Origin of the sequence: Bradyrhizobium sp. McL0616 (assembly GCF_049993385.1) — a bacterium.
Classification (GTDB): Bacteria; Pseudomonadota; Alphaproteobacteria; order Rhizobiales; family Xanthobacteraceae; genus Bradyrhizobium.
This window is the reverse complement of record NZ_CP188255.1, coordinates 4,065,378-4,088,143: the sequence shown is the minus strand read 5'-3', so window position 1 is coordinate 4,088,143 and position 22,766 is coordinate 4,065,378. Positions and strand designations below refer to the sequence as shown.

The 22,766-nt window shown below is 63.2% G+C and carries 21 protein-coding genes and 1 tRNA gene; 7 read left to right on the top strand and 15 right to left on the bottom strand.

The annotated features are described in order from the left end of the window. Positions 1-34 precede the first annotated feature (34 nt). The 6 genes from ACPPVR_RS19900 to ACPPVR_RS19875 all read right to left on the bottom strand — a co-directional run bounded on the left by ACPPVR_RS19900 (position 35) and on the right by ACPPVR_RS19875 (position 7,541). A complete protein-coding gene (locus tag ACPPVR_RS19900; RefSeq protein ID WP_426615835.1) occupies positions 35-439 on the bottom strand; it encodes a GFA family protein in 405 nt (134 codons plus the stop codon). 83 nt (positions 440-522) lie between these two features. Next, positions 523-2,946, bottom strand: a complete 2,424-nt coding sequence (gene lon / locus ACPPVR_RS19895; protein WP_426615834.1) for an endopeptidase La — start codon at positions 2,944-2,946, stop codon at positions 523-525. Positions 2,947-3,270: 324 nt separating this feature from the next. Beyond that, positions 3,271-4,542 carry an ATP-dependent Clp protease ATP-binding subunit ClpX gene (clpX, locus tag ACPPVR_RS19890; RefSeq protein WP_045014137.1) on the bottom strand — a complete coding sequence of 424 codons (1,272 nt, stop codon included), beginning with the start codon at positions 4,540-4,542 and terminating at the stop codon, positions 3,271-3,273. Between the two features lie 463 nt (positions 4,543-5,005). Further along, a complete protein-coding gene (locus ACPPVR_RS19885; RefSeq protein ID WP_426615833.1) occupies positions 5,006-5,638 on the bottom strand; it encodes an ATP-dependent Clp protease proteolytic subunit in 633 nt (210 codons plus the stop codon). Between the two features lie 277 nt (positions 5,639-5,915). Next, the gene (gene tig / locus ACPPVR_RS19880; protein ID WP_426615832.1) at positions 5,916-7,277 is read right to left on the bottom strand and encodes a trigger factor; all 1,362 of its coding nucleotides are present in this window, start codon (positions 7,275-7,277) and stop codon (positions 5,916-5,918) included. Positions 7,278-7,456: 179 nt separating this feature from the next. Then, positions 7,457-7,541: transfer RNA gene (locus ACPPVR_RS19875), tRNA-Leu, on the bottom strand. Positions 7,542-7,694: 153 nt separating this feature from the next. Between ACPPVR_RS19875 and ACPPVR_RS19870 the strand changes: the two genes are divergently transcribed. After that, on the top strand, positions 7,695-8,999 hold the full coding sequence (locus tag ACPPVR_RS19870; RefSeq protein ID WP_426615831.1) for a multicopper oxidase domain-containing protein: 1,305 nt from the start codon (positions 7,695-7,697) through the stop codon (positions 8,997-8,999). 63 nt (positions 9,000-9,062) lie between these two features. Here ACPPVR_RS19870 and ACPPVR_RS19865 read toward each other — a convergent pair whose 3' ends face one another. Continuing rightward, positions 9,063-10,562 carry an NAD(P)H-hydrate dehydratase gene (locus tag ACPPVR_RS19865; RefSeq protein ID WP_426615830.1) on the bottom strand — a complete coding sequence of 500 codons (1,500 nt, stop codon included), beginning with the start codon at positions 10,560-10,562 and terminating at the stop codon, positions 9,063-9,065. A gap of 380 nt (positions 10,563-10,942) precedes the next feature. Between ACPPVR_RS19865 and ACPPVR_RS19860 the strand changes: the two genes are divergently transcribed. Together ACPPVR_RS19860 and glnA are read left to right on the top strand one after the other, a co-directional pair. After that, positions 10,943-11,281, top strand: a complete 339-nt coding sequence (locus ACPPVR_RS19860; RefSeq protein WP_007603495.1) for a P-II family nitrogen regulator — start codon at positions 10,943-10,945, stop codon at positions 11,279-11,281. 152 nt (positions 11,282-11,433) lie between these two features. Continuing rightward, positions 11,434-12,843 carry a type I glutamate--ammonia ligase gene (glnA, locus tag ACPPVR_RS19855; RefSeq protein ID WP_426615829.1) on the top strand — a complete coding sequence of 470 codons (1,410 nt, stop codon included), beginning with the start codon at positions 11,434-11,436 and terminating at the stop codon, positions 12,841-12,843. Between the two features lie 113 nt (positions 12,844-12,956). Here glnA and ACPPVR_RS19850 read toward each other — a convergent pair whose 3' ends face one another. Together ACPPVR_RS19850 and ACPPVR_RS19845 are read right to left on the bottom strand one after the other, a co-directional pair. Beyond that, positions 12,957-13,568: a hypothetical protein gene (locus ACPPVR_RS19850; protein ID WP_426615828.1), complete on the bottom strand. Its 612-nt coding sequence runs from the start codon at positions 13,566-13,568 to the stop codon at positions 12,957-12,959. Between the two features lie 179 nt (positions 13,569-13,747). Then, a complete protein-coding gene (locus ACPPVR_RS19845; protein ID WP_426615827.1) occupies positions 13,748-14,521 on the bottom strand; it encodes a gamma-glutamyl-gamma-aminobutyrate hydrolase family protein in 774 nt (257 codons plus the stop codon). A gap of 258 nt (positions 14,522-14,779) precedes the next feature. Between ACPPVR_RS19845 and ACPPVR_RS19840 the strand changes: the two genes are divergently transcribed. After that, positions 14,780-15,910 carry an AI-2E family transporter gene (locus ACPPVR_RS19840; protein ID WP_426615826.1) on the top strand — a complete coding sequence of 377 codons (1,131 nt, stop codon included), beginning with the start codon at positions 14,780-14,782 and terminating at the stop codon, positions 15,908-15,910. 6 nt (positions 15,911-15,916) lie between these two features. On the opposite strand, the gene ACPPVR_RS19835 is transcribed toward ACPPVR_RS19840, so the two are convergent. The 6 genes from ACPPVR_RS19835 to ACPPVR_RS19810 all read right to left on the bottom strand — a co-directional run bounded on the left by ACPPVR_RS19835 (position 15,917) and on the right by ACPPVR_RS19810 (position 19,603). Next, entirely contained in the window at positions 15,917-16,213 is a 297-nt protein-coding gene (locus ACPPVR_RS19835) for an antibiotic biosynthesis monooxygenase family protein (RefSeq protein ID WP_426615825.1), read from the bottom strand. A 98-nt stretch (positions 16,214-16,311) separates the two neighbouring features. Then, positions 16,312-16,548, bottom strand: coding sequence for a hypothetical protein (locus tag ACPPVR_RS19830; RefSeq protein ID WP_426615824.1), 237 nt, complete (start codon positions 16,546-16,548; stop codon positions 16,312-16,314). A 58-nt stretch (positions 16,549-16,606) separates the two neighbouring features. Beyond that, entirely contained in the window at positions 16,607-17,839 is a 1,233-nt protein-coding gene (locus ACPPVR_RS19825) for a diguanylate cyclase (RefSeq protein ID WP_426615823.1), read from the bottom strand. 229 nt (positions 17,840-18,068) lie between these two features. Further along, positions 18,069-18,548: a 30S ribosomal protein S9 gene (gene rpsI / locus ACPPVR_RS19820; protein ID WP_007611021.1), complete on the bottom strand. Its 480-nt coding sequence runs from the start codon at positions 18,546-18,548 to the stop codon at positions 18,069-18,071. A 2-nt stretch (positions 18,549-18,550) separates the two neighbouring features. After that, positions 18,551-19,015 carry a 50S ribosomal protein L13 gene (gene rplM / locus ACPPVR_RS19815; RefSeq protein ID WP_092028874.1) on the bottom strand — a complete coding sequence of 155 codons (465 nt, stop codon included), beginning with the start codon at positions 19,013-19,015 and terminating at the stop codon, positions 18,551-18,553. A 159-nt stretch (positions 19,016-19,174) separates the two neighbouring features. After that, a complete protein-coding gene (locus ACPPVR_RS19810; RefSeq protein WP_045003148.1) occupies positions 19,175-19,603 on the bottom strand; it encodes a PaaI family thioesterase in 429 nt (142 codons plus the stop codon). A 98-nt stretch (positions 19,604-19,701) separates the two neighbouring features. Between ACPPVR_RS19810 and ACPPVR_RS19805 the strand changes: the two genes are divergently transcribed. The 3 genes from ACPPVR_RS19805 (at position 19,702) to ACPPVR_RS19795 (ending at position 22,658) form a co-directional block, all read left to right on the top strand. Then, the gene (locus ACPPVR_RS19805) at positions 19,702-20,526 is read left to right on the top strand and encodes an enoyl-CoA hydratase (RefSeq protein ID WP_426615822.1); all 825 of its coding nucleotides are present in this window, start codon (positions 19,702-19,704) and stop codon (positions 20,524-20,526) included. Positions 20,527-20,663: 137 nt separating this feature from the next. Beyond that, complete coding sequence (locus ACPPVR_RS19800) at positions 20,664-21,248, top strand: CoA-binding protein (protein WP_426615821.1); 585 nt, start codon at positions 20,664-20,666, stop codon at positions 21,246-21,248. A gap of 129 nt (positions 21,249-21,377) precedes the next feature. Next, complete coding sequence (locus ACPPVR_RS19795; protein WP_426615820.1) at positions 21,378-22,658, top strand: O-acetylhomoserine aminocarboxypropyltransferase; 1,281 nt, start codon at positions 21,378-21,380, stop codon at positions 22,656-22,658. Positions 22,659-22,766: the final 108 nt, after the last annotated feature.

The following is a 22,766-nucleotide window of genomic DNA, read 5'->3' as shown; positions in this document are numbered from 1 at the left end:
TCCCTACCCGCCCCATAGGGGCAAGTCCGGAACGTCAGTCCTGCGGCCTCCCCGGCAACACCGGCACCGCGTCAATCCAGACCGCCGCCGACTTGCACCAGATCTGGCGGGTGGGGCGCAACGCGTCGCGCTGGCCGATGCTGCCCCAGCGGATGCCCCAATCGTCGGCCTGGTCGCCCTCGCCGCTGGTGAACAGCGGGGAACCGCAGTCGGCGCAGAAGTGCTGGAAGCGCGTCCGGCCGTTGTCGCCACGCTTGCCGTAGATCTTTGGCGTGCCGCCGGTCAGCTTGACGTCGGAGGCGGAACAGATCGCCGTCACCCGGAACGGCGATCCCGTCAGCGTCTGACAGTCGCGGCAATGACAGACCGACACAGCCTCAGGGTCGATCTCGGCTTCGAAGGTGATCTGGCCGCAATGGCATTGCCCGTCGATCTTCATGACCCTGCTCTTCAAAAGAGAGTTGCCCCAAAAACAAAAACGGCGCCCGGAGGCGCCGTTTTATCATCTTCTCTGCGATCACATCAGTGAGCGGTCAGGCCGCCGGCGGCTTCGTCACCGTCGGGCTTCACCGTCACCTTGGTGTCCTCTTCCCAGACGATCGGCACCGGCTTCTTCACCAGCGCCCGGGCGACGACGTCGTCCAGACGCGAGACCGGGATGATCTCCATGCCGCCCTTGATCGCATCGGAAATCTCCGTGAGATCCTTGGCGTTATCCTCGGGGATCAGCACCGTCTTGATGCCGCCGCGGGCAGCGGCGAGCAGCTTCTCCTTCAGACCGCCGATCGGCAGCACGCGGCCGCGCAACGTGATCTCGCCGGTCATCGCGACATCGTGGCGGACCGGGATGCCGGTCATGACCGAGATGATCGCGGTGGCCATCGCCACGCCCGCCGACGGACCATCCTTCGGCGTCGCGCCTTCCGGCACGTGCACGTGGATGTCGCGGCGGTCGAACAGCGGCGGCTCGATGCCGTAGACGATTGCGCGCGAGCGGACATAGGACGCCGCCGCCGAGATCGATTCCTTCATCACGTCGCGCAGATTGCCCGTCACCGTCATCTTGCCCTTGCCCGGCATCATGACGCCTTCGATGGTCAGCAGTTCGCCGCCAACGTCGGTCCAGGCCAAGCCCGTGACGATGCCGATCTGCGGCTCGCTCTCGATCTCGCCGTAGCGGTACTTCGGCACACCCAGAAGCTCTTCGAGAGTCTTCTCGGTAATCTTGACCGACTTCTTCTTGGAGATCATCAGCTCCTTCACCACCTTGCGGGCGAGTGTGGAGAGCTCACGCTCCAGATTACGCACGCCCGCTTCGCGGGTGTAGCGGCGGATCAGAAGCAGCAGCGCGTCGTCGTCGATCGAGAACTCCTTGGAGTCCAGGCCGTGCTTGGTCACCGCGTTCGGGATCAAATGCTTGCGCGCGATCTCGACCTTCTCGTTCTCGGTGTAGCCCGCGATCCGAATGATCTCCATGCGGTCCATCAGTGGACCGGGAATATTGAGCGTATTCGCGGTCGTGATGAACATCACGTTGGAGAGATCGTAGTCGACCTCGAGATAGTGGTCGTTGAAGGTCGCGTTCTGCTCGGGGTCGAGGACCTCGAGCAGAGCAGAGGACGGATCGCCGCGGAAATCGGCGCCCATCTTGTCGATCTCGTCCAGCAGGAACAGCGGATTGGACGACTTCGCCTTGCGCATCGACTGGATGATCTTGCCGGGCATCGAGCCGATATAGGTGCGGCGATGACCGCGGATCTCGGCCTCGTCGCGCACGCCGCCGAGTGAGACGCGCACGAATTCGCGTCCCGTCGCCTTGGCGATCGACTTGCCGAGCGAGGTCTTGCCGACGCCGGGAGGCCCGACGAGGCACAGGATCGGTCCGGTCAGCTTGTTGGCGCGCGACTGCACCGCCAGATACTCGACGATGCGGTCCTTGACCTTCTCGAGCCCGTAGTGATCCGCATCCAGAACCGCCTGCGCGGCTTCCAGATCCTTCTTCACCTTGGACTTCTTGTTCCACGGGATCGACAAGAGCCAATCCAGATAGTTGCGCACGACGGTCGCTTCCGCGGACATCGGCGACATCTGGCGCAGCTTCTTCAATTCGTGCTGCGCCTTTTCGCGCGCTTCCTTGGAGAGCTTGGTCTTGGAGATCTTCTCTTCGAGATCGGCGAGCTCGTCGCGACCGTCGTCGTCGCCGAGCTCCTTCTGGATCGCCTTCATCTGCTCGTTGAGATAGTACTCGCGCTGGGTCTTCTCCATCTGGCGCTTGACGCGCGAGCGGATGCGCTTCTCGACCTGAAGCACCGAGATCTCGCTCTCCATCAGGCCGAGCACCTTCTCCAGGCGCTGCGTGACCGACAGCGTCTCCAGGATGCCCTGGCGATCGGCGATCTTGACGGCGAGATGGGACGCAACGGTGTCGGCGAGCTTGGCAAAATCGTTGATCGCCTGCACGACGCCGACGACCTCGGCCGAGATCTTCTTGTTGAGCTTCACATAGCTCTCGAAGTCAGACACGACCGAGCGCGACAGCGCTTCCGCCTCGACCGACTTCGCATCGGTGTCGGCGAGCGCAATTGCGGTGGCTTCGTAATATTCGGCGCGATCGGTGTATTTCTCCACGCGCGCACGCTCGAGCCCTTCGACCAGCACCTTCACGGTGCCGTCGGGAAGCTTCAAGAGCTGCAGCACGCTGGCAAGCGTACCCGTCTCGTAAATGGAATCGGGTGCCGGATCATCGTCGGATGCGTTCTTCTGCGTCGCGAGCATGATCAGCGCGTCGTTCTTCATCACCTCTTCGAGCGCGCGGATCGACTTCTCGCGACCGACGAAAAGCGGAACGATCATGTGCGGGAAGACGACGATATCGCGCAGCGGCAGCACGGGATAGGCGTGCGTTTCGCCATGGACAATGGTTGGCCGGGGTTTTGGATTGGTCATGGCCTTTTCCTTTTGCTTTGCCCCCTCGCACGCAGTCCGCTGTGCTCATGCGCGACCGCCACAAGGTGCAATATTGATCCGCAAATCCGGTCTACCATTCGAAGGTTGGACCGGGCTTGCCGGATCGGAACTGAGGCGAATCTTGAAGAGAACTCTCGCTCGCCGCCGACATTAGGTGGCTATCGACCGGGGGGGTGTCAAGTCATTGAAAGACGCGCGCCATCAGGCGCTTACGCACGCGGATAAGCGACGCAACACCGGCTGCGGAGGTACAATCCGCAGCCCTTAATTGATGGGACGATTGGCGCATTCCAGCGTCGCAATTTAGGCGCTGGCGTTCTCGACGGCGCGATCGGACCGATCGGCGTAGATGTAGAGCGGACGGGCCGTGCCTTCCACGACTTCGCGGGAAATCACGACTTCTTCCACACCTTCCAGGCCCGGCAGATCGAACATGGTCTCGAGCAGGATCGCCTCGAGGATCGAGCGGAGGCCACGCGCGCCAGTCTTGCGCTCGATCGCCCTGCGGGCGACCGCGCCAAGCGCCTCGTCGGCGAAGGTCAGCTCGATGTTCTCCATCTCGAACAGCCGCTGGTACTGCTTCACCAGCGCGTTCTTCGGCTCGACCAGGATCTTCTTGAGCGAAGCCTCATCAAGATCCTCCAGAGTCGCCACGACCGGCAGACGGCCGACGAACTCGGGGATCAGGCCGTACTTCAGCAGATCCTCGGGCTCGACGTGACGGAAGATTTCGCCGGTACGGCGATCTTCCGGCGCCAGCACCTGGGCGGCGAAACCGATCGAGGTCGAACGCCCACGTGCCGAGATGATCTTCTCCAGGCCCGAGAACGCGCCGCCGCAGATGAACAGGATGTTGGTGGTGTCCACCTGCAGGAATTCCTGCTGCGGATGCTTGCGGCCGCCCTGCGGCGGGACCGAAGCCACCGTGCCTTCCATGATCTTCAACAGCGCCTGCTGCACGCCCTCACCCGACACGTCGCGCGTGATCGAGGGATTGTCGGACTTGCGGCTGATCTTGTCGATTTCGTCGATATAGACGATGCCGCGCTGGGCGCGCTCGACATTGTAGTCGGCGGCCTGGAGCAGCTTAAGGATGATGTTCTCGACGTCCTCGCCGACATAGCCGGCTTCGGTCAGCGTCGTCGCATCCGCCATCGTGAACGGAACGTCCAGGATGCGGGCGAGCGTCTGCGCGAGCAGTGTCTTGCCCGAGCCGGTCGGACCGATCAGCAGGATGTTCGACTTCGCGAGTTCGACGTCGTTGTGCTTGGTCTGGTGGTTGAGGCGCTTGTAGTGATTGTGCACCGCGACCGACAGGACCTTCTTCGCATGGCTCTGGCCGATGACGTAATCGTCCAGGACCTTGCAGATTTCCTTCGGCGTCGGAATCCCGTCGCGCGACTTCACGAGCGAGGATTTGTTTTCCTCGCGGATGATGTCCATGCAGAGCTCAACGCACTCGTCGCAAATGAAGACCGTGGGACCCGCGATCAGTTTGCGAACTTCGTGCTGGCTCTTGCCGCAGAACGAGCAATATAGCGTGTTCTTGGAGTCGCTCGTGCCGACCTTACTCATTCATGTCTCCGTCCGCGGTTCGATCCCGTCCGCTCGATCGCTCTATTCCGGCACAGCCGGCATAGACATTTAAATAGAGCAAATTCCGTACCAAAAAAGACCCTACGCGTTACATCCCGTGCGAATCACGGTCACTCGATTCTCCGCGACCATAGCCGATCAATCGTAGCCAACCATGCTGTCACCCGACTATCAAGAATTCGCTAATCGGGGAGCCGCCGGCTACCCGTGACAATACCGTGATTTCACGTCTTGGCACGGGAGAAGTGATCGAAATCACCCCGGCGTTGCTGGATTGCCACGAAAAACAAGCACGAAAGCGGAACTTTCTGCCTGCCGCAGGGCGCAAAATTGCTTTTTTGCGCCCATACGAAGTGCGCCGTTAACGTCAACGTCGCTCCTTGCCGATCCCCGGGAATCCTCAAGAGGTATTCCAGGAATCGGTGTTGCCGCCCCGGTCGCGTTACTGGGGCTTCGCTGCCGGTTCTTCGGCGCGCTTGTCGATCACCTTGTCGACCAGGCCGAACTCCTTGGCGTCGGACGCGGTGAGGAACTTGTCGCGCTCCAGCGCGTCCTCGATCGCCTTGTAGGTCTGACCGGTGTGCTTCACGTAGATCTCGTTGAGCCGCTTCTTCAGGTTCAGGATTTCCTGCGCGTGGAGCATGATGTCCGTGGCCTGCCCCTGGAAGCCGCCGGAGGGCTGGTGCACCATAATGCGCGCGTTCGGCAGTGAGAAGCGCATGTCCTTCTCGCCGGCGGCGAGCAGCAGCGAGCCCATCGAGGCCGCCTGCCCTGTGCACAGCGTCGAGACCGGCGGGCGGATGAACTGCATGGTGTCGTAGATCGCAAGGCCCGACGTCACCACGCCACCCGGCGAGTTGATGTACATCGAGATTTCCTTCTTCGGATTTTCCGCCTCAAGGAACAACAGCTGCGCGACGATCAGCGTCGACATGCCGTCCTCGACCGGTCCGGTCAGGAAGATAATGCGCTCCTTCAACAGGCGCGAAAAAATGTCGTAGGCGCGCTCGCCACGGTTGGTCTGCTCGACCACCATGGGCACGAGGTTCATGTAAGTTTCAACCGGATCGCGCATGAGTCACCTAGGTTTTTCGGACGCGGACATCGCCACTCTTGGCTGCCAGTATCTTGGCCCGATTTGCCAGAAGGCTGATGGACGTCTTGTGATGCAGGAACTTGGGTAAAGGGTGGAGCGACAGATATAGCCCAATTCGCGCCAGACAAGTGCGGAACGAATTAAGGCTTAATCCTCGCGGCAGTTGAAGCTGATTCGCGCAAAGAGGCCCAGCCGGCCACCTGGCTAGCTGGGCCCCTTTGCGGATCATCCTTAATGGAAGGCTTTCTCAAAGCCTTCAGGCCGCGGTCTTTTCCGCTTCCTCGTCCTTGTAGAGCTCCTCGCGCGAGACCTTCTTCTCGGTCACGTTGGCCAGCTCGAGGATGAAGTCGACGACCTTGTCCTCGTAGATCGGTGCACGAAGCTGGGCCAACGCCTGGGCGTTGCTGCGGTAATAGTCCCAGACTTCCTTCTCGCGGCCCGGCATCGAGCGCGCGCGCTCGATCACGGCGCGGCCGACCTCGTCGTCGGTCACGGTGATCTTGTTCTTCTCGCCGATCTCAGAGAGCACGAGGCCGAGCCGCACGCGGCGGTCGGCGATCTTGCGGTACTCGTCCTTGGCCTTGTCCTCGGTGGTATCCTCGTCAGCGAAGGTCTTGCCGGCCGAGTCCATCTCGGCCTTGACCGAGTTCCACATCAGATTGAACTCCTCGTCGACGAGTGAGGGCGGTGCTTCGAAGCGATGCGCCTCGTCGAGCTGGTCGAGCAGCGCGCGCTTGACGCGCTGGCGCGTCGCACCCGCGAACTCGGCGGCCAGCCGCTCGCGCGCGGCCTCCTTGAGCTTGTCCAGCGATTCCAGGCCGAGCGTCTTGGCGAACTCGTCGTCGATGGCGACGTCCTGCGGCGCCTCGATCGTCGTCGCGGTGGTCTCGAACTCGGCCGGCTGGCCGGCGAGCTTGTCGTTCATGTAGTTCTTCGGGAATCCCACCTTCAGCGTACGGGTCTCGCCCGCGCCGATGCCGGTGAGCTGCTCCTCGAAGCCAGGGATGAAGGTGTTGGAGCCGATCACGACCTGGATGCCTTCGCCGGTGCCGCCCTCGAAGGCTTCGCCGTTGATGGTGCCCTTGAAGTTGATGGTGACGCGATCGCCGGAGGCGGCCTTCTCGCCCTCGGCCTTCGCCGCGTAGCCGCGGTTCGAATCGGCAATGCGCTTGATGGCATCGTCGATATCGGTATCGGAGACGTCAGCGACGGGCTTCTCGACCTTGAAGGCCTTGAAGTCGGCGAGCGCGATTGCCGGCACCACTTCGATCGCGACCGTGTAGGTCAGATCAGACTTGCCCGAGAGCAGTTCCTCGACCTCGGCCTGCTCGGTCGGCATCGTGATCTTCGGCTCGGTCGCAAGACGGAAGCCGCGCTCGGAGAACAGCTGCGTGTTGGTGTCGCGGATGGTCTGGTCGATGGTCTCGGCCATCACCGAGCGGCCATAGACCTTCTTCAGGTGAGTCACCGGCACCTTGCCGGGACGGAAGCCGTTGATGCGGACCTTGTCCTTGAGGTCGACGAGCTTGGCGCCAGCCTTGGCGTCGAGATCAGACGCGGGAACGCTGATCTTGAACTCGTGCTTCAATCCTTCCGAGAGGGTTTCTGTGACCTGCATGGCGTCCAATCTTCTTCTCGTTCGGTCCCGGCACGCATGCGTCGGGACGCTGTCATCAATCGGTCCGGCGCGCGAGGCCAATGCCCCTGCGCCGGTGGGTTCATCAGGCCCGGCTCCAGACGGAAAAACATCCGCGAGGAGCAGGCCTGTCAGTAATCCGTGCAAACGCTGAAAGCGCTTGGTGCGGGCGGAGGGACTCGAACCCCCACAACTTTCGTCACTGGAACCTAAATCCAGCGCGTCTACCAGTTCCGCCACGCCCGCGTAAATTTGCATCAAGACCGGCCGCGATGCCGCGGGCGGCGGGCTTATAGCATGTGCCCGCCTGTTCGCAGCAAAAAAATGGCCGTGTGGACGCCCACCTGAAGTAGGCATCGCGGCTGGACTTATCCAGCGCGGCATGGTCCGCATCGACCCATGACGACACGGTTTTTTGCCCCGACCCGACGCGAGGTCCTGGCCGGCCTGGGAGCCTCGGCGGCGGGGTTGATCGCCGGTGGCGCAGCGCCGTCCGTGACCGCCCAGATCGCCCTCCAAGCCCGCCTCGCGACCCTGGCTCTGAGGCCGGGTCAGCCAGCTACACCAATCTGGGAGCTGGCCGCCGTAAGCCATATCGGGAACGTCCATCTCAAGCGCGGCGACCGCTGCGAGGTGGTCTTTCGGAACGATCTGCCTGTGCCGCTTGCCCCAGTCTGGTACGGCCTGAATGGCACGGCCGCGGCCGATCCGCTGCGGGGACGGGCGCCGACGCCGCCGGACGCGACAGAAACATCAATTATTTCAATACCAAACGCGGGAACCATGCTGGCCGACTTCCGTCTCTTCGAAGACGGCCTGAAGCAACCCGCGCGCCCGCTTCCGGTCATCGCCAGTGAGACCAACCGGGTCGCCGTCGATCGTGACGAGATCCTGCTGATTGAGGAATGGCGCCTGCGGCCGGATGGGACTGCACTTCCGCCCGGCCACGACCCGAAGGACACGACTCCGCTCTTTACCCTCAACGGGCAGACTTCATTCGAACTCTCAGCCGCGGCCAATGAGCGGCTGCGGCTGCGCTTTATCAACGGCTCCCAACGTACTGTCCTGGCGATTAAATTGGAAAGTCACGAGGTCCGCGTGATGGCCCTGGATGGACAGCCCGCCGAGCCTTTCCCGGCGCGCAGCGGTGCGGTAGTGCTGGCCCCCGGCGCGCGCGCGGACGCATTTGTCGACGCGGCCACATCGGCCCAATTCCTGCTGCACGACGGCAAGGAGGCACGCCCGATCGGGAGCCTCACGATCTCCGGCAAATCGGAGCGGGGCGCACCGCCATTGCCGCCCCAGCCGCTCCCATCGAATGACCTGCCGGACAAGCTCGACCTGAAAGGCGCCCTGCGGTTCGATGTCGCGCTCGGCGCGCCCGATGCCGGCTGGATACGGCCCGCAAGTTTCTCCACCGCCTCAGCCCCCGCCTTCCGCGCCAAGACCGGCCGCACCGTCGTGCTGGCTCTCAAGAACCCGGGGCCTGTCACCAATGTCTTTCACCTGCACGGCCACCATTTCCGCCTGCTCGACAAACTCGACGATGGCTGGAAGCCCTATTGGCTCGACACGCTCGCAATCGAGCCCGGCCAAGCCCAGCGCATCGCGTTCGCCGCGACTTCGCCCGGTCGATGGCTGATCGAATCCGTCGTAACCGACTGGGCCGCGCCGCGGCTGGTGCGATGGTACGGGGTGGAGTGAGCGTTTGTAGGACGGGTAGAGCGAAGCGCAACCCATCCTACCAATCGCACGTGGAGTAAGAGCTCAGTACTCAATCCCCAATGCACCGTAGATCCGCCGGTGCACGGCCGGCAGCGTCTCGGTGAGGTCTTCCGCGATCAGCCCCGGCCCTGCTTCGCTGGCCGCCTCGCCGTGCATCCAGACGCCGATGCTGGCGGCTTCGAAGGCCGGCACGCCTTGTGCGAGGAGGCCTGCGATGATGCCTGAGAGGACGTCGCCGGCACCGGCAGTCGCAAGCCAGGGCGGTGCATTGGCAGCGATGGTGGCGCGGCCGTCGGGGGCTGCGATCGTGGTGTCCGGGCCTTTCAGCAGCACGACGGCGCCGGAGCGCTCGGCGGCGGCGCGCACGCGCTCGAGCTTCGAACGTCCCGGATATTTGTTGCTGAGGTCGGAGAACAGGCGTGGAAACTCGCCTTCGTGCGGCGTGAGCACGACCGCATTGTCCTGCGAGGATTTGATCGATTCAAACAGTCGTTCCGGCGTCGCCGCAAAGCTCGTCAGCGCATCCGCATCGAGCACCAGATGCCGCTGCGCCGTAAGCGCCGTGTGAACGAAATCGCAGGTGCGATCGCCGACGCCCGTACCGGGACCGATCATGCAGGTGTTGTAGCGCTTGTCGCCGAGGAGCGCGGCGAATTCGATCGCGGTGTCAACGGCGCGAACCATCACTGCGGTCAGCGCCGCCGCATTGATCGCGAGTGCATCGCGCGGGCTCGCGAGCGTCACCAGACCCGCGCCGGCGCGTAGCGCGCCGCGCGCGGCGAGCCGCGCTGCGCCGGTCGCAGTCGCGTCACCGGAGACCGCAAGCACATGCCCTCGCGCGTATTTATGACCGTCGGTGCGCGGCACCGGAAAAGCTGCGCCCCAGAAATCCGGGTCGTTCTCGAAGATCTGCGGCCCGATCTCGTCGAGCACATGGCTTTCGATGCCTATATCCGCGACGCGCACGTGGCCGCAATGCATGCGGCCGGGCAGCAGCAGGTGCGCCGGCTTCTTGCGAAAGAAGGTGACCGTCTCGGTGGCATTCACCGCCACGCCCAGCACGGCCGCACTGGTGCCGTTGATGCCGCTCGGCAGATCGACCGCCAGCACCGGTGCGCCGTTGCCGTTGATCGCCTCGATCATCTCGCGCGCCTCGCCGTCGACGGCGCGGCTGAGACCCGCGCCAAATAGCGCGTCGATGATCAGCGCGGGCTTGCCTATCGCCTGCGGATTGAAGGGGAGCACCGGATGCTTCCAGCCGCGCGCGGCGGAGGCCGCATCGCCCTGGAGCTGGTCGCGCTCGCACATCAGGATCACCGAGACCTCGCGCCCCTGGGCAGCGAGCTCGGCGGCAGCGACAAAACCGTCACCGCCATTGTTGCCGGGACCGGCCACGATCAGGATCGGCCCCTCCTCCACCAGCGCATTGGCGGCCCCAGCGACGGCCTGGCCCGCGCTGAGCATCAGCTTGAAGCCGGGCGTGCCGGCCGCGATCGAGAGCTGGTCGGCCCGCTGCATTTCAGCGTTGGTCAGAACTTCCATGCCACTTCCCTGGTCCAAACGCCTTTTCAAGAGGCACGTTCCGTGCCGATCCACCCCACGGAACAATGATCTGCATAGATATTGAACCGTTTGCCTATTTCGCAGTCTTCGCTATTTTGGGCCGGTCGGCTCCACCTATCAGAGATGCTCGATAAAAGGCTGATAACGCTCCAATAATCAGGGCATTTGCAACTTGGCATAGACCCTGCTTTCGAGGAAGCCGCTTCGGTTCGTCGTGCTCACTGGCATTAACTGGGTGTGGCCGGCCGTTGTTGCAGAGCTGGTCAGGGATCGCGGCATAACGAAGACACTATCGTGCGTGAGAAAAGCGCATCCTGACGAAGACGTAGCTATTGATCGATAAGGCCGGGAGGCGCGCAGTGAAGAAAATCGAAGCCATCATCAAGCCGTTCAAGCTCGACGAGGTGAAGGAAGCGCTTCAGGAAGTCGGCCTGCAAGGCATCACCGTGACCGAAGCCAAGGGTTTCGGCCGCCAGAAGGGTCATGCCGAGCTCTACCGCGGCGCAGAATACATCGTCGACTTCCTGCCCAAGGTGAAGATCGAGATCGTGATCGGCGACGACCTGGTCGAGCGCGCCATCGACGCGATCCGCCGCGCCGCGCAGACCGGGCGCATCGGCGACGGCAAGATTTTCGTCTCCAATATCGAAGAGGCGATCCGCATCCGAACCGGCGAATCCGGGCTGGACGCTATCTGAGCCGGGTGCTATCCCGCATTTTGCGACACTCTGAGAAGAAATAAGGCTGCTTCGGCGGCCTGATTTCGTTTATGCGGTCGCGCAAAACTCGCCCAAAGCGAGAATGATATTGCTCATCTGGAAACCGACCCGCAGAGCCAAAAGGGGTATGCATGAAGACCGCCAAAGACGTCCTGAAATCGATCAAGGACAACGACGTCAAATACGTCGACCTGCGCTTCACCGATCCGCGTGGCAAGTGGCAGCATGTGACGTTCGACGTCAGCATGATCGATGACGACATTTTCGCCGAAGGGACGATGTTCGACGGCTCCTCGATCGCCGGCTGGAAGGCGATCAACGAGTCGGACATGTGCCTGATGCCCGATCCGGTGACCGCGACGATCGACCCGTTCTTCGCCGAGACCACCATGGTCATCACCTGCGACGTGCTCGAGCCGACCACGGGCGAGCCCTACAACCGCGACCCCCGCGGCATCGCCAAGAAAGCGGAAGCCATGGTGAAGTCGATGGGCGTGGGCGACACGGTGTTCGTCGGCCCCGAAGCCGAGTTCTTCGTGTTCGACGACGTGCGCTTCTCCTCCGGCCCCTACAACACCGGTTTCCGCCTCGACTCCTCGGAGCTGCCGACCAACTCCGACACCGAATATGAAGGCGGCAATCTCGGCCACCGTATCCGCACCAAGGGCGGCTACTTCCCGGTGCCGCCACAGGACTCCGTGCAGGACATGCGCTCGGAGATGCTGGGCGCCATGGCCAAAATGGGCGTCAAGGTCGAGAAGCATCACCACGAAGTCGCTTCCGCCCAGCACGAGCTCGGCATGAAGTTCGACACGCTGACGCTGATGGCCGACCATCTGCAGATCTACAAATACTGCATCCACCAGGTCGCGCACATCTACGGCAAGACTGCCACCTTCATGCCGAAGCCGATCTTTGGCGACAATGGCTCGGGCATGCACGTGCATCAGTCGATCTGGAAGGACGGCAAGCCGGTATTCGCCGGCAACAAGTATGCCGACCTGTCGGAGACCTGCCTCCACTACATCGGCGGCATTATCAAGCACGCCAAGGCGATCAACGCCTTCACCAACCCGTCGACCAACTCCTACAAGCGTCTGGTCCCGGGCTATGAGGCCCCCGTGCTGCTCGCCTACTCCGCGCGCAACCGCTCGGCCTCCTGCCGCATCCCCTACACCGCTTCGCCGAAGGCCAAGCGCGTCGAGGTGCGCTTCCCCGATCCGCTCGCCAATCCCTATCTCGGCTTCGCCGCGATGCTGATGGCCGGCCTCGACGGCATCAAGAACAAGATCGATCCGGGTCCGGCAATGGACAAGGACCTGTACGACCTGCCGAAGGAAGAGCTGAAGCAGATCCCGACCGTCTGCGGTTCGCTCCGCGAGGCGCTCGAAAACCTCGACAAGGACCGCGCCTTCCTCAAGGCCGGCGGCGTGTTCGACGACGATTTCATCGACAGCTACATCGAGCTGAAGATGACCGAAGTCGTCCGCTTCGAAATGACCCCGCACCCGGTCGAGTTCGACATGTACTATTCGGGCTGATCGGCTCGAACTCTGTGCGACAAGCAAAAGGCGCTTCGCGAGGGGCGCCTTTTCGTTTTGAAGAGACGCCTGTTCGGCGGATTACGTCTTCGGCCAATCCGCCCTACGGATACTCACTTGTCCGGAAAATTCACTCCGATCTCCGTCACCACCGGCGCCCATTTCACCAGCGTCGCGTTGTCGGAGGCCGCCTTCACGCCGTCACCCAGGAGCGATTTGGGCGCAGCGGCGTTCTTGTCGAACCGCACCGTCACGGTGCAGCCGCCTTGCAGCGGACGACCGAGCGCGCCGCCCTTCCAGTCGGTGACGAAGCCGCCATAGTCCCACTCGAAACCGTTGACTAGGAACGGCTTGCCATTGGCCTTTTGCACGTCAGCGAGGCTTGATCCGATCGCGATGTCGTTGACGCTCCAGCGGCTGGTCTTGGCGCTGTCGCGCAAGGTCAACCCGGAGACGCGCCTTGCCTTGTCGTCGGTGAAGGCGATCTCGATACGACGGTCCGTCGCTTTCGGGAACAGCACAAGGCCCTTGTAGTTTTCACCTTCGGCGCCCGGCAGGTCCTGCACCACGGCTTCCTTGCCGTAGCGCTGTTTCAGGCTCCTTTCAGTGTCGTCCGGCGCGATTGGCGAAGCGCAGGTGATCGGGGCTTCCTGCGGCGGAGCGGTCTGGGCGAATGCGGGGGACGCGACCAGGATGAGAGTCGTGACGGCGACGTTGCGTATCATTGAGATGCAATCCCAATTTTGAAATCAGAGACCGAAGGTAACGCGCGAGGTCGGCTCGGCACAACACCCCGTCATCGCGAGCGCAGCGAAGCAATCCAGACTGTCTCCGCCGACAAATCTCTGGATTGCTTCGCTGCGCTCGCAATGACGATGGAGTTAGAGCGACGGCGCCAGGCGCCCTACACCGTCGCGCGCTGCCGCTCGGTCAGCGCTTCGCCGAACGCCTCGAACAGCTTTCGATTGATCGGATTTTGCTGCGGGTCGTATTCGGCGTGCCATTGCACGCCGAGCGCGAAGGTCGGCGCTTCCGCGATGCGGATCGCTTCGATGGTGCCGTCCTCGGCGATGCCTTCGATCAGCACGCGTTTGCCGGGATCGAGGATGCCCTGGCCGTGCAGCGAGTTGACCCTGATCCTCTCGCAGCCGAGCAGCTTTGCGAACGCGCCTCCGGGCGTGAGGTCGACGTCGTGACGGTCGGCGAAGACGACGGTTGGATCGGGATGGATCTCGCCGTTCTCGAGCCGCGGCATACGGTGGTTGATGCGGCCCGGGATTTCGCGGATCTCGGGATGCAGCGAGCCGCCGAAGGCGACGTTCATCTCCTGCAGGCCCCGGCAGATGCCGAACAGCGGAATGCCACGGGCGACGCAGGCGATCGAGAGCGCGAGTGCGACCTCGTCGCGATGAATGTCGTAGGGCTCGTGCTTCTCACAGGGATCGACGTTGAAGCGGGTCGGATGCACATTGGCACGGGCACCGGTCAGCACGATGCCGTCGACGGCATCGAGCAGTGCGGCAATATCCGTGATGTCAGGCGAGCCCGCGAACATCACCGGCAAGCCGCCGGAGACCTCGGCCACCGCACGCAGATTGCGCTCGCCGACCATCTGGACCTGAAATCGATTTTCGACGCGATGGGCGTTCCCGATCACGCCGACGACCGGCTTTCTCATCTCCCGTTCCGACCTCTCCGCCGAATAAGATTCTCCAAACATGCCCCTCGGATGGAACAAATTCAACAGAAGGGTTCGCGGGACGGCAATGCTATTTCGCGCAAATAACCGGCCGGACGCTGGCCTGGCACCCTTTGGCCCGGGCGGCGTTGGCCCCCGAGGCCGCGAACGCGTCAAATCGGCGCTTGGGCGCGGCTTGATCCCCGGGGAAATTTCGCGACAGAGTGCCCCGTCCGCCGCCTTCGAAAAGGACCCGATGTGACCATTCCTGCAGATGAACGGCCCCGGACCCGCACCGATCTGGCCTGGGCGATTTCGGTCGGGGGCACCGGTGTCGTGCTATTCACCACGCTGCTGGTCTTTACCTGGTATTTTGCGGCCACCGTCCTCTTGATCTTTGCCGGCATGCTGCTCGGCGTCGGCCTCAATGCACTGACCAATGCGCTTGGCCGCCGCATGCACCTGCCGCACACGCTGCGGCTTGCGATCGTCTGCATCGGGCTGGCGCTGGTGCTCGCGGGCGTCGCCTATCTCGGCGGCGCCACCATCGCCGATCAAGCCTCGGTGCTCAGCAAAACCATCAAGTCGCAGATCACGAACGTGAAGTCCTTCCTCGATAGCCACGGCATCGACACGAGCTTCTTCGATCTCGGTAACACCGCACCCGCCGCTTCCAACGACACGGCGGCGCCCTCCCCGAACCCGGCCCCGCACGGCCAATTGCCAGGGGCCGGCGCGCTGGCCTCCAGCGGCGGCGCGATCGTGAGCCAGACCTTCAAGCTGCTGCTCGGCACGATCAGCGCCGTCGGCAACATCTTTATCGTGCTGTTTCTCGGGCTGGCCTTTGCCGCCCAGCCGGGCGTCTATCACGATGGCCTGTTATTCCTCGTCCCGGCCAGGCACCGCACCCACGCCACGCTCATCATCGACCGCATCGGCGAGACGCTTGAGCGCTGGCTGGTCGCGCAGATCATCGTCATGCTCGCGGTCGGCGTGGTCACCTGGATCGGGCTTGCCCTGATCGGCATCCCCGGCTCGTTCATCCTGGGGATTCAAGCTGGCCTACTCGCCTTCATCCCGACCGTCGGCGCCATCATCGCCGGCGTCGTCGTGGTGCTGGCGAGCCTCGCCTCGGGCTGGATCCCGGCGCTCTCCGCCTTCATCCTCTTCCTCGGCGTGCACGTTATGGAGAGCTATGTACTGACGCCGCTGCTCCAGCGGCAGGCGCTCGACATTCCGCCGGCCACGCTGTTCGCGTTCCAGATATTGCTCGGCGTCGTCTTTGGAATCTGGGGCCTGGCGTTGGCGCTGCCACTGGTTGCCATCGCCAAGGTCATGATCGACCATTTCAAGACGTACGAGGCGCCGGCCCTGGCCGAGGCGGCTTAACGCAGTTCAGGCCGTCAGCACGGTCTCGGTGTGCTCGACCTCAGGGGCCGAGGCAAAATACTGGCCGACGAGGCCGCGCCATTCAGTGAAATTCTCCGAGCCGCGGAAATCGACGGTGTGGTTTTCCAGCGTCGTCCACTTCACCATCAGCCGGTAACGCTGCGGCTTCTCGATCGACTTGTGCAGCTCGAAGCCGTGAAAACCCTTGGAGCGGCCGAAGGCGGCCTTGGCCTTGGCGACAGCGGCCTCAAAATCCTTCTCGCTGCCCGGCTTGATGTCGATTTGCGCGATCTCGGTGATCATCGTTTCCGCCCTTCTTGTTGATGGGCGTATTTACCGCAGCCGGAGGCAAAGAAAAAGGCGCCCGAACGGCGCCCTGATCGGCTCAAAACGCGGCGCTCTCAGGCGAACAGCACAGCGGCGCCTGCCACGACGAGCGCACAGCCGACGAACAGTGCGAGCGGCCAATAGCTGCGGCTCTGCGTGTAGCGCCCCTGCGCGCGGCGCTCGGTGATCACGGCCGTCTCGTATTCGTCAGCCGGCGAGAACAGACAGGCGAAACCGCCGCGTGCCGAGGCCGCAGCGGCTTCGAGCGACATCAGGGCGGCTTGCGGGTTCTGTCGACGGATCGATTCCATGACCGCAATGGTAGGAACCGAATGGTAAACAGAAGATTACCGCAAGGCCTCCTGCGCCTCAGGCTGTGACCGGCTGTACCTTGGACTGTGTCTTGGGCACACCGATCCGCGCGGCGCTCTGGCGGCGCCAGTTCTCCAAGGACAGCGGCAGCTCCTCCGCCGCCTCGACGCGGTTACGGCCGCCGCGCTTGGCCTGATAGAGCGCGGTGTCGGCCGAAGCCAGCAGCACCTCGAGCTCGGTGCCGGCCGGACCGCCGGACACCCCGATGCTGACAGTGGTGTCGACCGGGCCTTCATCGACCACGACGCCGGAGGTCGCGAACGCCTCGCGCACGCGCTCGGCCACCAGCACACCCTCTTCCAGCGAGCACGGCAACAAAGCTGCAAATTCCTCGCCGCCGATGCGGCCCGACAAGTCAGAGATGCGCAGATTGCTGACGACGACGGTCGAGAACAGTTTCAACATCTCGTCGCCGGCGGGATGGCCGAAGCGATCGTTGATCGACTTGAAGTGGTCGATGTCGAAGATCATCACGGTGACCGGGCGGCCGCCCTTGGCCTCGCGCTCGATCATTCGCGCGCAGGCCTCCGAGAAGCCGCGCCGGTTGAGCATGCCGGTCAGGGGATCGGTCGACGCAGCGGTGCGGTGCGCGGTGACGGTGCGTTCCGACACCAGCATGAAAATCACGAACACGGTGCCGACGGCATAGAGCACGAGCTCGACCGCGAACACGGTGACCCATACGCTGCTTGAGAACCCGGCGTCATGAGGGCGCAGGAAGCTGCCGAGCAGGATTGGCAGCATCAGCACGCAGCCGTGCATCACCGGCACCACGAAGGCGGGCCAGCGCCGTTGCAGGCTCTTGCGCCGCTCGACCCAGAGCTCGCTCGCGGTCAGCGCGGCGTAGACCGAGACGATGCCGGCGCCGATGATCATGCGCAGCATGGAGGCGGCGGGATCGAGCAGCGTCACCGTCGCGACCCAGGCAAGCGCGCCGAGCACGAGACCGGGCCAGTTCGGCTTGCGGCCGTGGAAGACGCGCGCCGCATTCCACACCATGCCGCAGGCGACGAAGCCCACCGCATTGAGCGCGAGATAGAGGTGCGGGCCGAGCTTGTCGCCGGTCGCAGTCCATAGCGCGACGGAAGCTGCGCCGAGGAGATACGCGGTGCCCCACCATTTCAGCGCGGGACTGTTCTCCTGCCTGCCGAAAAACACCATCATGGCGCCGAGCAATGCGGCAACCATCGTGGCGACCAAATAGAGCGTGATGCTATCGAGCGACATCATGTCGGCCCCCTCTTGAACATAGCAGTTACGCGATCGGCTCAGCCGATTTGCGCGCCCTTCCAGATGCGACTCTATGTCCCGCAAGTTCCATTCAGGTTTTCAAGCGAGGCCAAGTTTTCGGGAAACTCGTCATCAATTTGCGTACAAACGAACAACAAAAAGGGCGCTGAAATCAGCGCCCCTTTGCATTTCATTGAAGCCGCTTTCGCAGCGAATGTGACCGAAGCGATTAACGCTTCGAGAACTGGAAGGACCGGCGGGCCTTGGCCTTGCCGTACTTCTTGCGCTCGACCACGCGCGAGTCGCGGGTAAGGAAGCCGCCCTTCTTGAGCACGGTACGCAGCTCCGGCTCGAAATAGGTGAGCGCCTTGGAGATGCCGTGACGGACCGCGCCGGCCTGGCCGGACAGACCGCCGCCGGCGACGGTGCAGATCACGTCGTACTGGCCGGAACGCGCGGCCACGGAGAACGGCTGCTCGATCATCATGCGCAGCACGGGACGGGCGAAATAGACCTCGACCTCGCGCGAATTGACCGTGACCTTGCCGGCGCCCGGCTTGATCCAGACGCGGGCGACCGCGTCCTTGCGCTTGCCGGTGGCGTAGGCGCGGTTGAACTTGTCGACCTTCTTCTCGTGCTTGGGCGCGTCGGGCGCCGCTGCGGTCTTGAGCTGTGAGAGCTGGTCGAGCGACTGAATGGATTCGGCCATGATTATGCGGCCCTCGTGTTCTTGCGGTTCAACTTGGCGATGTCGATCTTCTCGGGCGTCTGGGCCTCGTGCGGATGATCGGCGCCGCCGTAAACGCGGAGGTTACCCATCTGCACGCGACCGAGAGGACCACGCGGGATCATGCGTTCGACGGCCTTCTCGAGCACGCGCTCGGGATGCTTGCCCTCGAGGATCTGGCGCGCGGTGCGCTCCTTGATGTGGCCGACATAGCCGGTGTGCTTGTAGTAGGTCTTCTGCTCGCGCTTGCGACCGGTGAGAACCGCATGCTGCGCGTTGATGATGATGATGTTGTCGCCGCAATCAACATGCGGGGTGTAGGTCGGGAGATGCTTGCCGCGCAGGCGCATGGCGACGATGGTGGCGAGACGGCCGACGACCAGACCCTTGGCGTCGATCAGCACCCACTTCTTCGTCACCTCAGCCGGCTTTGCCGAAAAGGTTTTCATATCGGAGTTTCCGTGAACGGGGAGACATCGGCGCGAACACCGCACCGGACTGCGCGGTTTTCTAGAGAAGTGACGCGCAACGGTCAATGCCCAGCAACGTAAATTACACAAGCGAAATCAATAGTTTAAAAATATGGTGCTATATTACCTGCAAAAAGCTCAAACATTTGGAATGGAATAGGTGGACGTGACATGGGCAATCGGATCAGGCGAGGTGCCGGACAACAGGTTCACCTCCCCGACCGCCAGGCGCTTGCCCAGCTTGAGCAGGCGCGCCTCCGCCAGCACGTCCTGACCGGGCTGGCCCTTGCGCAGGAAGTTGATGTTGAGATTGGTGGTGACGGCGAGCCCGATCGGCCCGATGGCCGACAACAGCACGACGTACATGGCGAAATCGGCCAGCGCCATCAGCGTCGGGCCGGACACGGTTCCGCCCGGCCGCAGCATCTTTTCGCCGTAGCGCTGGCGCAGCAGGCAGGTTTGGCCATCCGCGCTCTCGATCGTGATGTCGTCGCCGCTGAAGGCCTGGGGAAACTCGTCGCGGAGAAACTGTTCAAGCTCCGCCACGCTCATTTTCGCTAACGCCATGCTACGCCTCGCCCTCGCTTCACGTCCCCTGTTACATTAGGTTATCTGCATCATCCATCTGCGTCATCCAAGTGCAATAATCCAACCGGAAACGCTCAATGTCCGCCCAGGCCGCTCGCGCCCCCTCCCCGCAACCGCCGATCCTGCTGCGCGAGACCATCGGCCCTATCGCTGTCCTGACGCTGAACCGGCCGGCCGCGCGCAACAGCCTGTCGGAGGCGATGATCGCAAGCCTGCACGCCGAGCTCAATCAGATCCGGGACGACAAGGCCGTCCGTGGCGTGGTGATCGCGGCCAATGGTCCCGCCTTCTCCGCCGGCCACGACATGAAGGAGCTGACGGCGCGTCGCAGCGATCCCGATCGCGGTCGCGCCTTCTTTGCCGAGATGATGAACGCCTGTAGCGCGATGATGCAGGCGATCGTGCACCTGCCGAAGCCAGTCGTCGCAGCCGTCCAGGGCATCGCCACCGCGGCCGGCTGCCAGCTCGTGGCGAGCTGCGATCTTGCGATCGCCTCGGAAGCGGCGAGCTTCGCCACGCCCGGCGTCGACATCGGCCTGTTCTGCTCGACGCCCATGGTGGCACTGTCGCGCAACGTGCCGCGCAAGCAGGCGATGGAGATGTTGCTGACGGGCGAGCCGATCCCGGCCGGCCGCGCCCGCGAGATCGGCCTCATCAACCGCGTGGTCGCCGCCGGCGCCGAACGCGATGCCGCGATCGAGCTTGCGCAACAGGTCGCGCTGAAATCGGCCTACACGGTCAAGCTCGGCAAGGAGGCATTCTATCGCCAGGCCGAGATGTGCCTTGCGGACGCCTATCGCTATACGGCAGAGGTGATGACCGAGAACATGATGGCGCGCGACGCCGAGGAAGGCATCGGCGCCTTCATCGAGAAGCGCGCGCCGACGTGGCGGGATGAATAACTCCGTCATTGCGAGCGAAGCGAAGCAATCCAGATATCCCACCGCGGAAACAGACTGGATTGCTTCGTCGCTTCAGCGCAAAATTGCTTCGCAATTTTGTCGCGAGCTCCTCGCAATGACAGCAAGAAGATGAGCACATGAACCACGACGCCTATCCCGACAATTACATCCGCGCCATCCTCAGTAGCGTGAAGTCGATCGCGATGGTCGGCGCCTCGCCGGTCAATGTGCGGCCGAGCTATTTCGCGTTCAAATATCTGGCGCAGCGCGGCTACGACATGATCCCGGTCAATCCCGGCCATGTCGGCAAGGACCTGCTCGGAAAACCCTTCGTCGCGTCGCTCTCCGACATCGGCCGTCCCGTCGACATGATCGACATCTTCCGCAACTCCAGTCACATCATGCCCGTGGTCGAGGAGGCGCTGACGCTCGATCCGCTGCCGAAGGTGATCTGGATGCAGCTCGGGGCGCGCGACGATGCCGCCGCAGAAAAGGCGGAAGCAGCCGGCATCAAGGTGGTGATGAACCGTTGCCCAAAAATCGAATATGGCCGCTTGTCGTCCGAAATTTCCTGGATGGGTGTGAATTCGCGCACGCTGAGTTCCAAGCGTCCGCCGGCGCCGACGCAGGGCATGCGACTATCCCTCAATCGGATGAGTGTCGGCGGGGGCGACACCGCGGCCGCGGATCGCGCCGCCAAAAACAAGAGCGATCAAAGCTGACGCAACTGCGAAGGATTGATTTCGCCGACGCGACAATGCGTAGCACGACGTGAAGCCACAGCTTGACGGCAGCCGCGGCGCCGATCAGCATGCCGCGCGATTTCAGACCACAAGAACAGGACGCCATCAATGAGCGATCGCCTTCCGGGATTTTCGACCCTCGCCGTGCATGCCGGTGCACAGCCCGATCCCACCACCGGTGCGCGCGCAACTCCGATTTATCAAACGACCTCTTTCGTCTTCAACGACGCCGACCATGCGGCCTCGCTGTTCGGATTGCAGGCGTTCGGCAATATCTACACCCGCATCGGCAACCCCACCAATGCGGTGTTGGAAGAGCGCGTCGCCGCGCTCGAGGGCGGCACCGCCGCGCTCGCGGTCGCCTCCGGCCATGCCGCGCAGGTCGTGGTGTTGCAGCAGCTGCTGCAACCCGGCGACGAATTCATCGCCGCGCGAAAACTCTATGGCGGCTCGATCAACCAGTTCACGCATGCTTTCAAGAGCTTCGGCTGGAACGTGGTGTGGGCCGATCCGGATGACATCGCAAGCTTCGAGCGCGCGGTGACGCCGCGCACCAAGGCGATCTTCATCGAGTCCATCGCCAATCCCGGCGGCAGCATCACCGACATCGAGGCGATCTCGACCGTGGCGACCAAAGCGGGCGTGCCGCTGATCGTCGACAACACGCTGGCCTCGCCCTATCTGATCCGCCCGATCGACCACGGCGCCGACATCGTCGTGCACTCGCTGACGAAATTTTTGGGCGGCCACGGCAATTCGCTCGGCGGCATCATCGTCGATGCGGGCACCTTCGACTGGTCGACCGGCGGCAAATATCCGATGCTCTCCGAGCCGCGGCCGGAATATCACGGCATCCGCCTCCAGGAGACGTTTGGCAATTTCGCCTTCGCGATCGCCTGCCGCGTGTTGGGCTTGCGCGACCTCGGCCCGGCGCTGTCGCCGTTCAATGCCTTCATGATCCTCACCGGCATCGAGACGTTGCCGCTGCGCATGCAGAAGCACTGCGACAACGCCAAGGCGGTTGCCGAATTCCTCGCCGGCCATCCGGCGGTGGCCTCGGTGAGCTATGCCGGGCTGCCAAGCGACAAGTACAATCAGCTCGCGCGCAAATATGCGCCGAAGGGCGCAGGCGCCGTGTTCACCTTCGGCCTCAAGGGCGGCTACGACGCCGGCGTCAGCCTGGTGTCGAAATTGCAGCTGTTCTCGCACCTGGCCAATGTCGGCGACACCCGCTCGCTGGTGATCCACCCGGCCTCGACCACGCACAGCCAGCTCGACGACGCCGCCAAGGTGAAGTCCGGCGCCGGCCCCGACGTGGTCCGGCTCTCGATCGGCATCGAGGACAAGGAAGACCTGATCGCGGACCTGGAGCAGGCGCTGAGCGCCTAGTTTTCCTGGTCATTCCGGGGCACGCGAAAGCGCGCCCCGGTTAACAGTCATTAACCATATCTGCCGCATACATCGTCCTTGGATCGCCCTTTTGATTCGGAGCCGACG

What these genes read in the sequence shown, in the direction of transcription:
- ACPPVR_RS19900 (WP_426615835.1), bottom strand. Translation starts at nt 439, where the DNA reads ATGAAGATCGACGGGCAATGCCATTGCGGCCAGATCACCTTCGAAGCC.
- lon (WP_426615834.1), bottom strand. Translation starts at nt 2,946, where the DNA reads ATGACCAATCCAAAACCCCGGCCAACCATTGTCCATGGCGAAACGCAC.
- clpX (WP_045014137.1), bottom strand. Translation starts at nt 4,542, where the DNA reads ATGAGTAAGGTCGGCACGAGCGACTCCAAGAACACGCTATATTGCTCG.
- ACPPVR_RS19885 (WP_426615833.1), bottom strand. Translation starts at nt 5,638, where the DNA reads ATGCGCGATCCGGTTGAAACTTACATGAACCTCGTGCCCATGGTGGTC.
- tig (WP_426615832.1), bottom strand. Translation starts at nt 7,277, where the DNA reads ATGCAGGTCACAGAAACCCTCTCGGAAGGATTGAAGCACGAGTTCAAG.
- ACPPVR_RS19870 (WP_426615831.1), top strand. Translation starts at nt 7,695, where the DNA reads ATGACGACACGGTTTTTTGCCCCGACCCGACGCGAGGTCCTGGCCGGC.
- ACPPVR_RS19865 (WP_426615830.1), bottom strand. Translation starts at nt 10,562, where the DNA reads ATGGAAGTTCTGACCAACGCTGAAATGCAGCGGGCCGACCAGCTCTCG.
- glnA (WP_426615829.1), top strand. Translation starts at nt 11,434, where the DNA reads ATGAAGACCGCCAAAGACGTCCTGAAATCGATCAAGGACAACGACGTC.
- ACPPVR_RS19850 (WP_426615828.1), bottom strand. Translation starts at nt 13,568, where the DNA reads ATGATACGCAACGTCGCCGTCACGACTCTCATCCTGGTCGCGTCCCCC.
- ACPPVR_RS19845 (WP_426615827.1), bottom strand. Translation starts at nt 14,521, where the DNA reads ATGAGAAAGCCGGTCGTCGGCGTGATCGGGAACGCCCATCGCGTCGAA.
- ACPPVR_RS19835 (WP_426615825.1), bottom strand. Translation starts at nt 16,213, where the DNA reads ATGATCACCGAGATCGCGCAAATCGACATCAAGCCGGGCAGCGAGAAG.
- ACPPVR_RS19830 (WP_426615824.1), bottom strand. Translation starts at nt 16,548, where the DNA reads ATGGAATCGATCCGTCGACAGAACCCGCAAGCCGCCCTGATGTCGCTC.
- ACPPVR_RS19825 (WP_426615823.1), bottom strand. Translation starts at nt 17,839, where the DNA reads ATGATGTCGCTCGATAGCATCACGCTCTATTTGGTCGCCACGATGGTT.
- rpsI (WP_007611021.1), bottom strand. Translation starts at nt 18,548, where the DNA reads ATGGCCGAATCCATTCAGTCGCTCGACCAGCTCTCACAGCTCAAGACC.
- rplM (WP_092028874.1), bottom strand. Translation starts at nt 19,015, where the DNA reads ATGAAAACCTTTTCGGCAAAGCCGGCTGAGGTGACGAAGAAGTGGGTG.
- ACPPVR_RS19810 (WP_045003148.1), bottom strand. Translation starts at nt 19,603, where the DNA reads ATGGCGTTAGCGAAAATGAGCGTGGCGGAGCTTGAACAGTTTCTCCGC.
- ACPPVR_RS19805 (WP_426615822.1), top strand. Translation starts at nt 19,702, where the DNA reads ATGTCCGCCCAGGCCGCTCGCGCCCCCTCCCCGCAACCGCCGATCCTG.
- ACPPVR_RS19800 (WP_426615821.1), top strand. Translation starts at nt 20,664, where the DNA reads ATGAACCACGACGCCTATCCCGACAATTACATCCGCGCCATCCTCAGT.
- ACPPVR_RS19795 (WP_426615820.1), top strand. Translation starts at nt 21,378, where the DNA reads ATGAGCGATCGCCTTCCGGGATTTTCGACCCTCGCCGTGCATGCCGGT.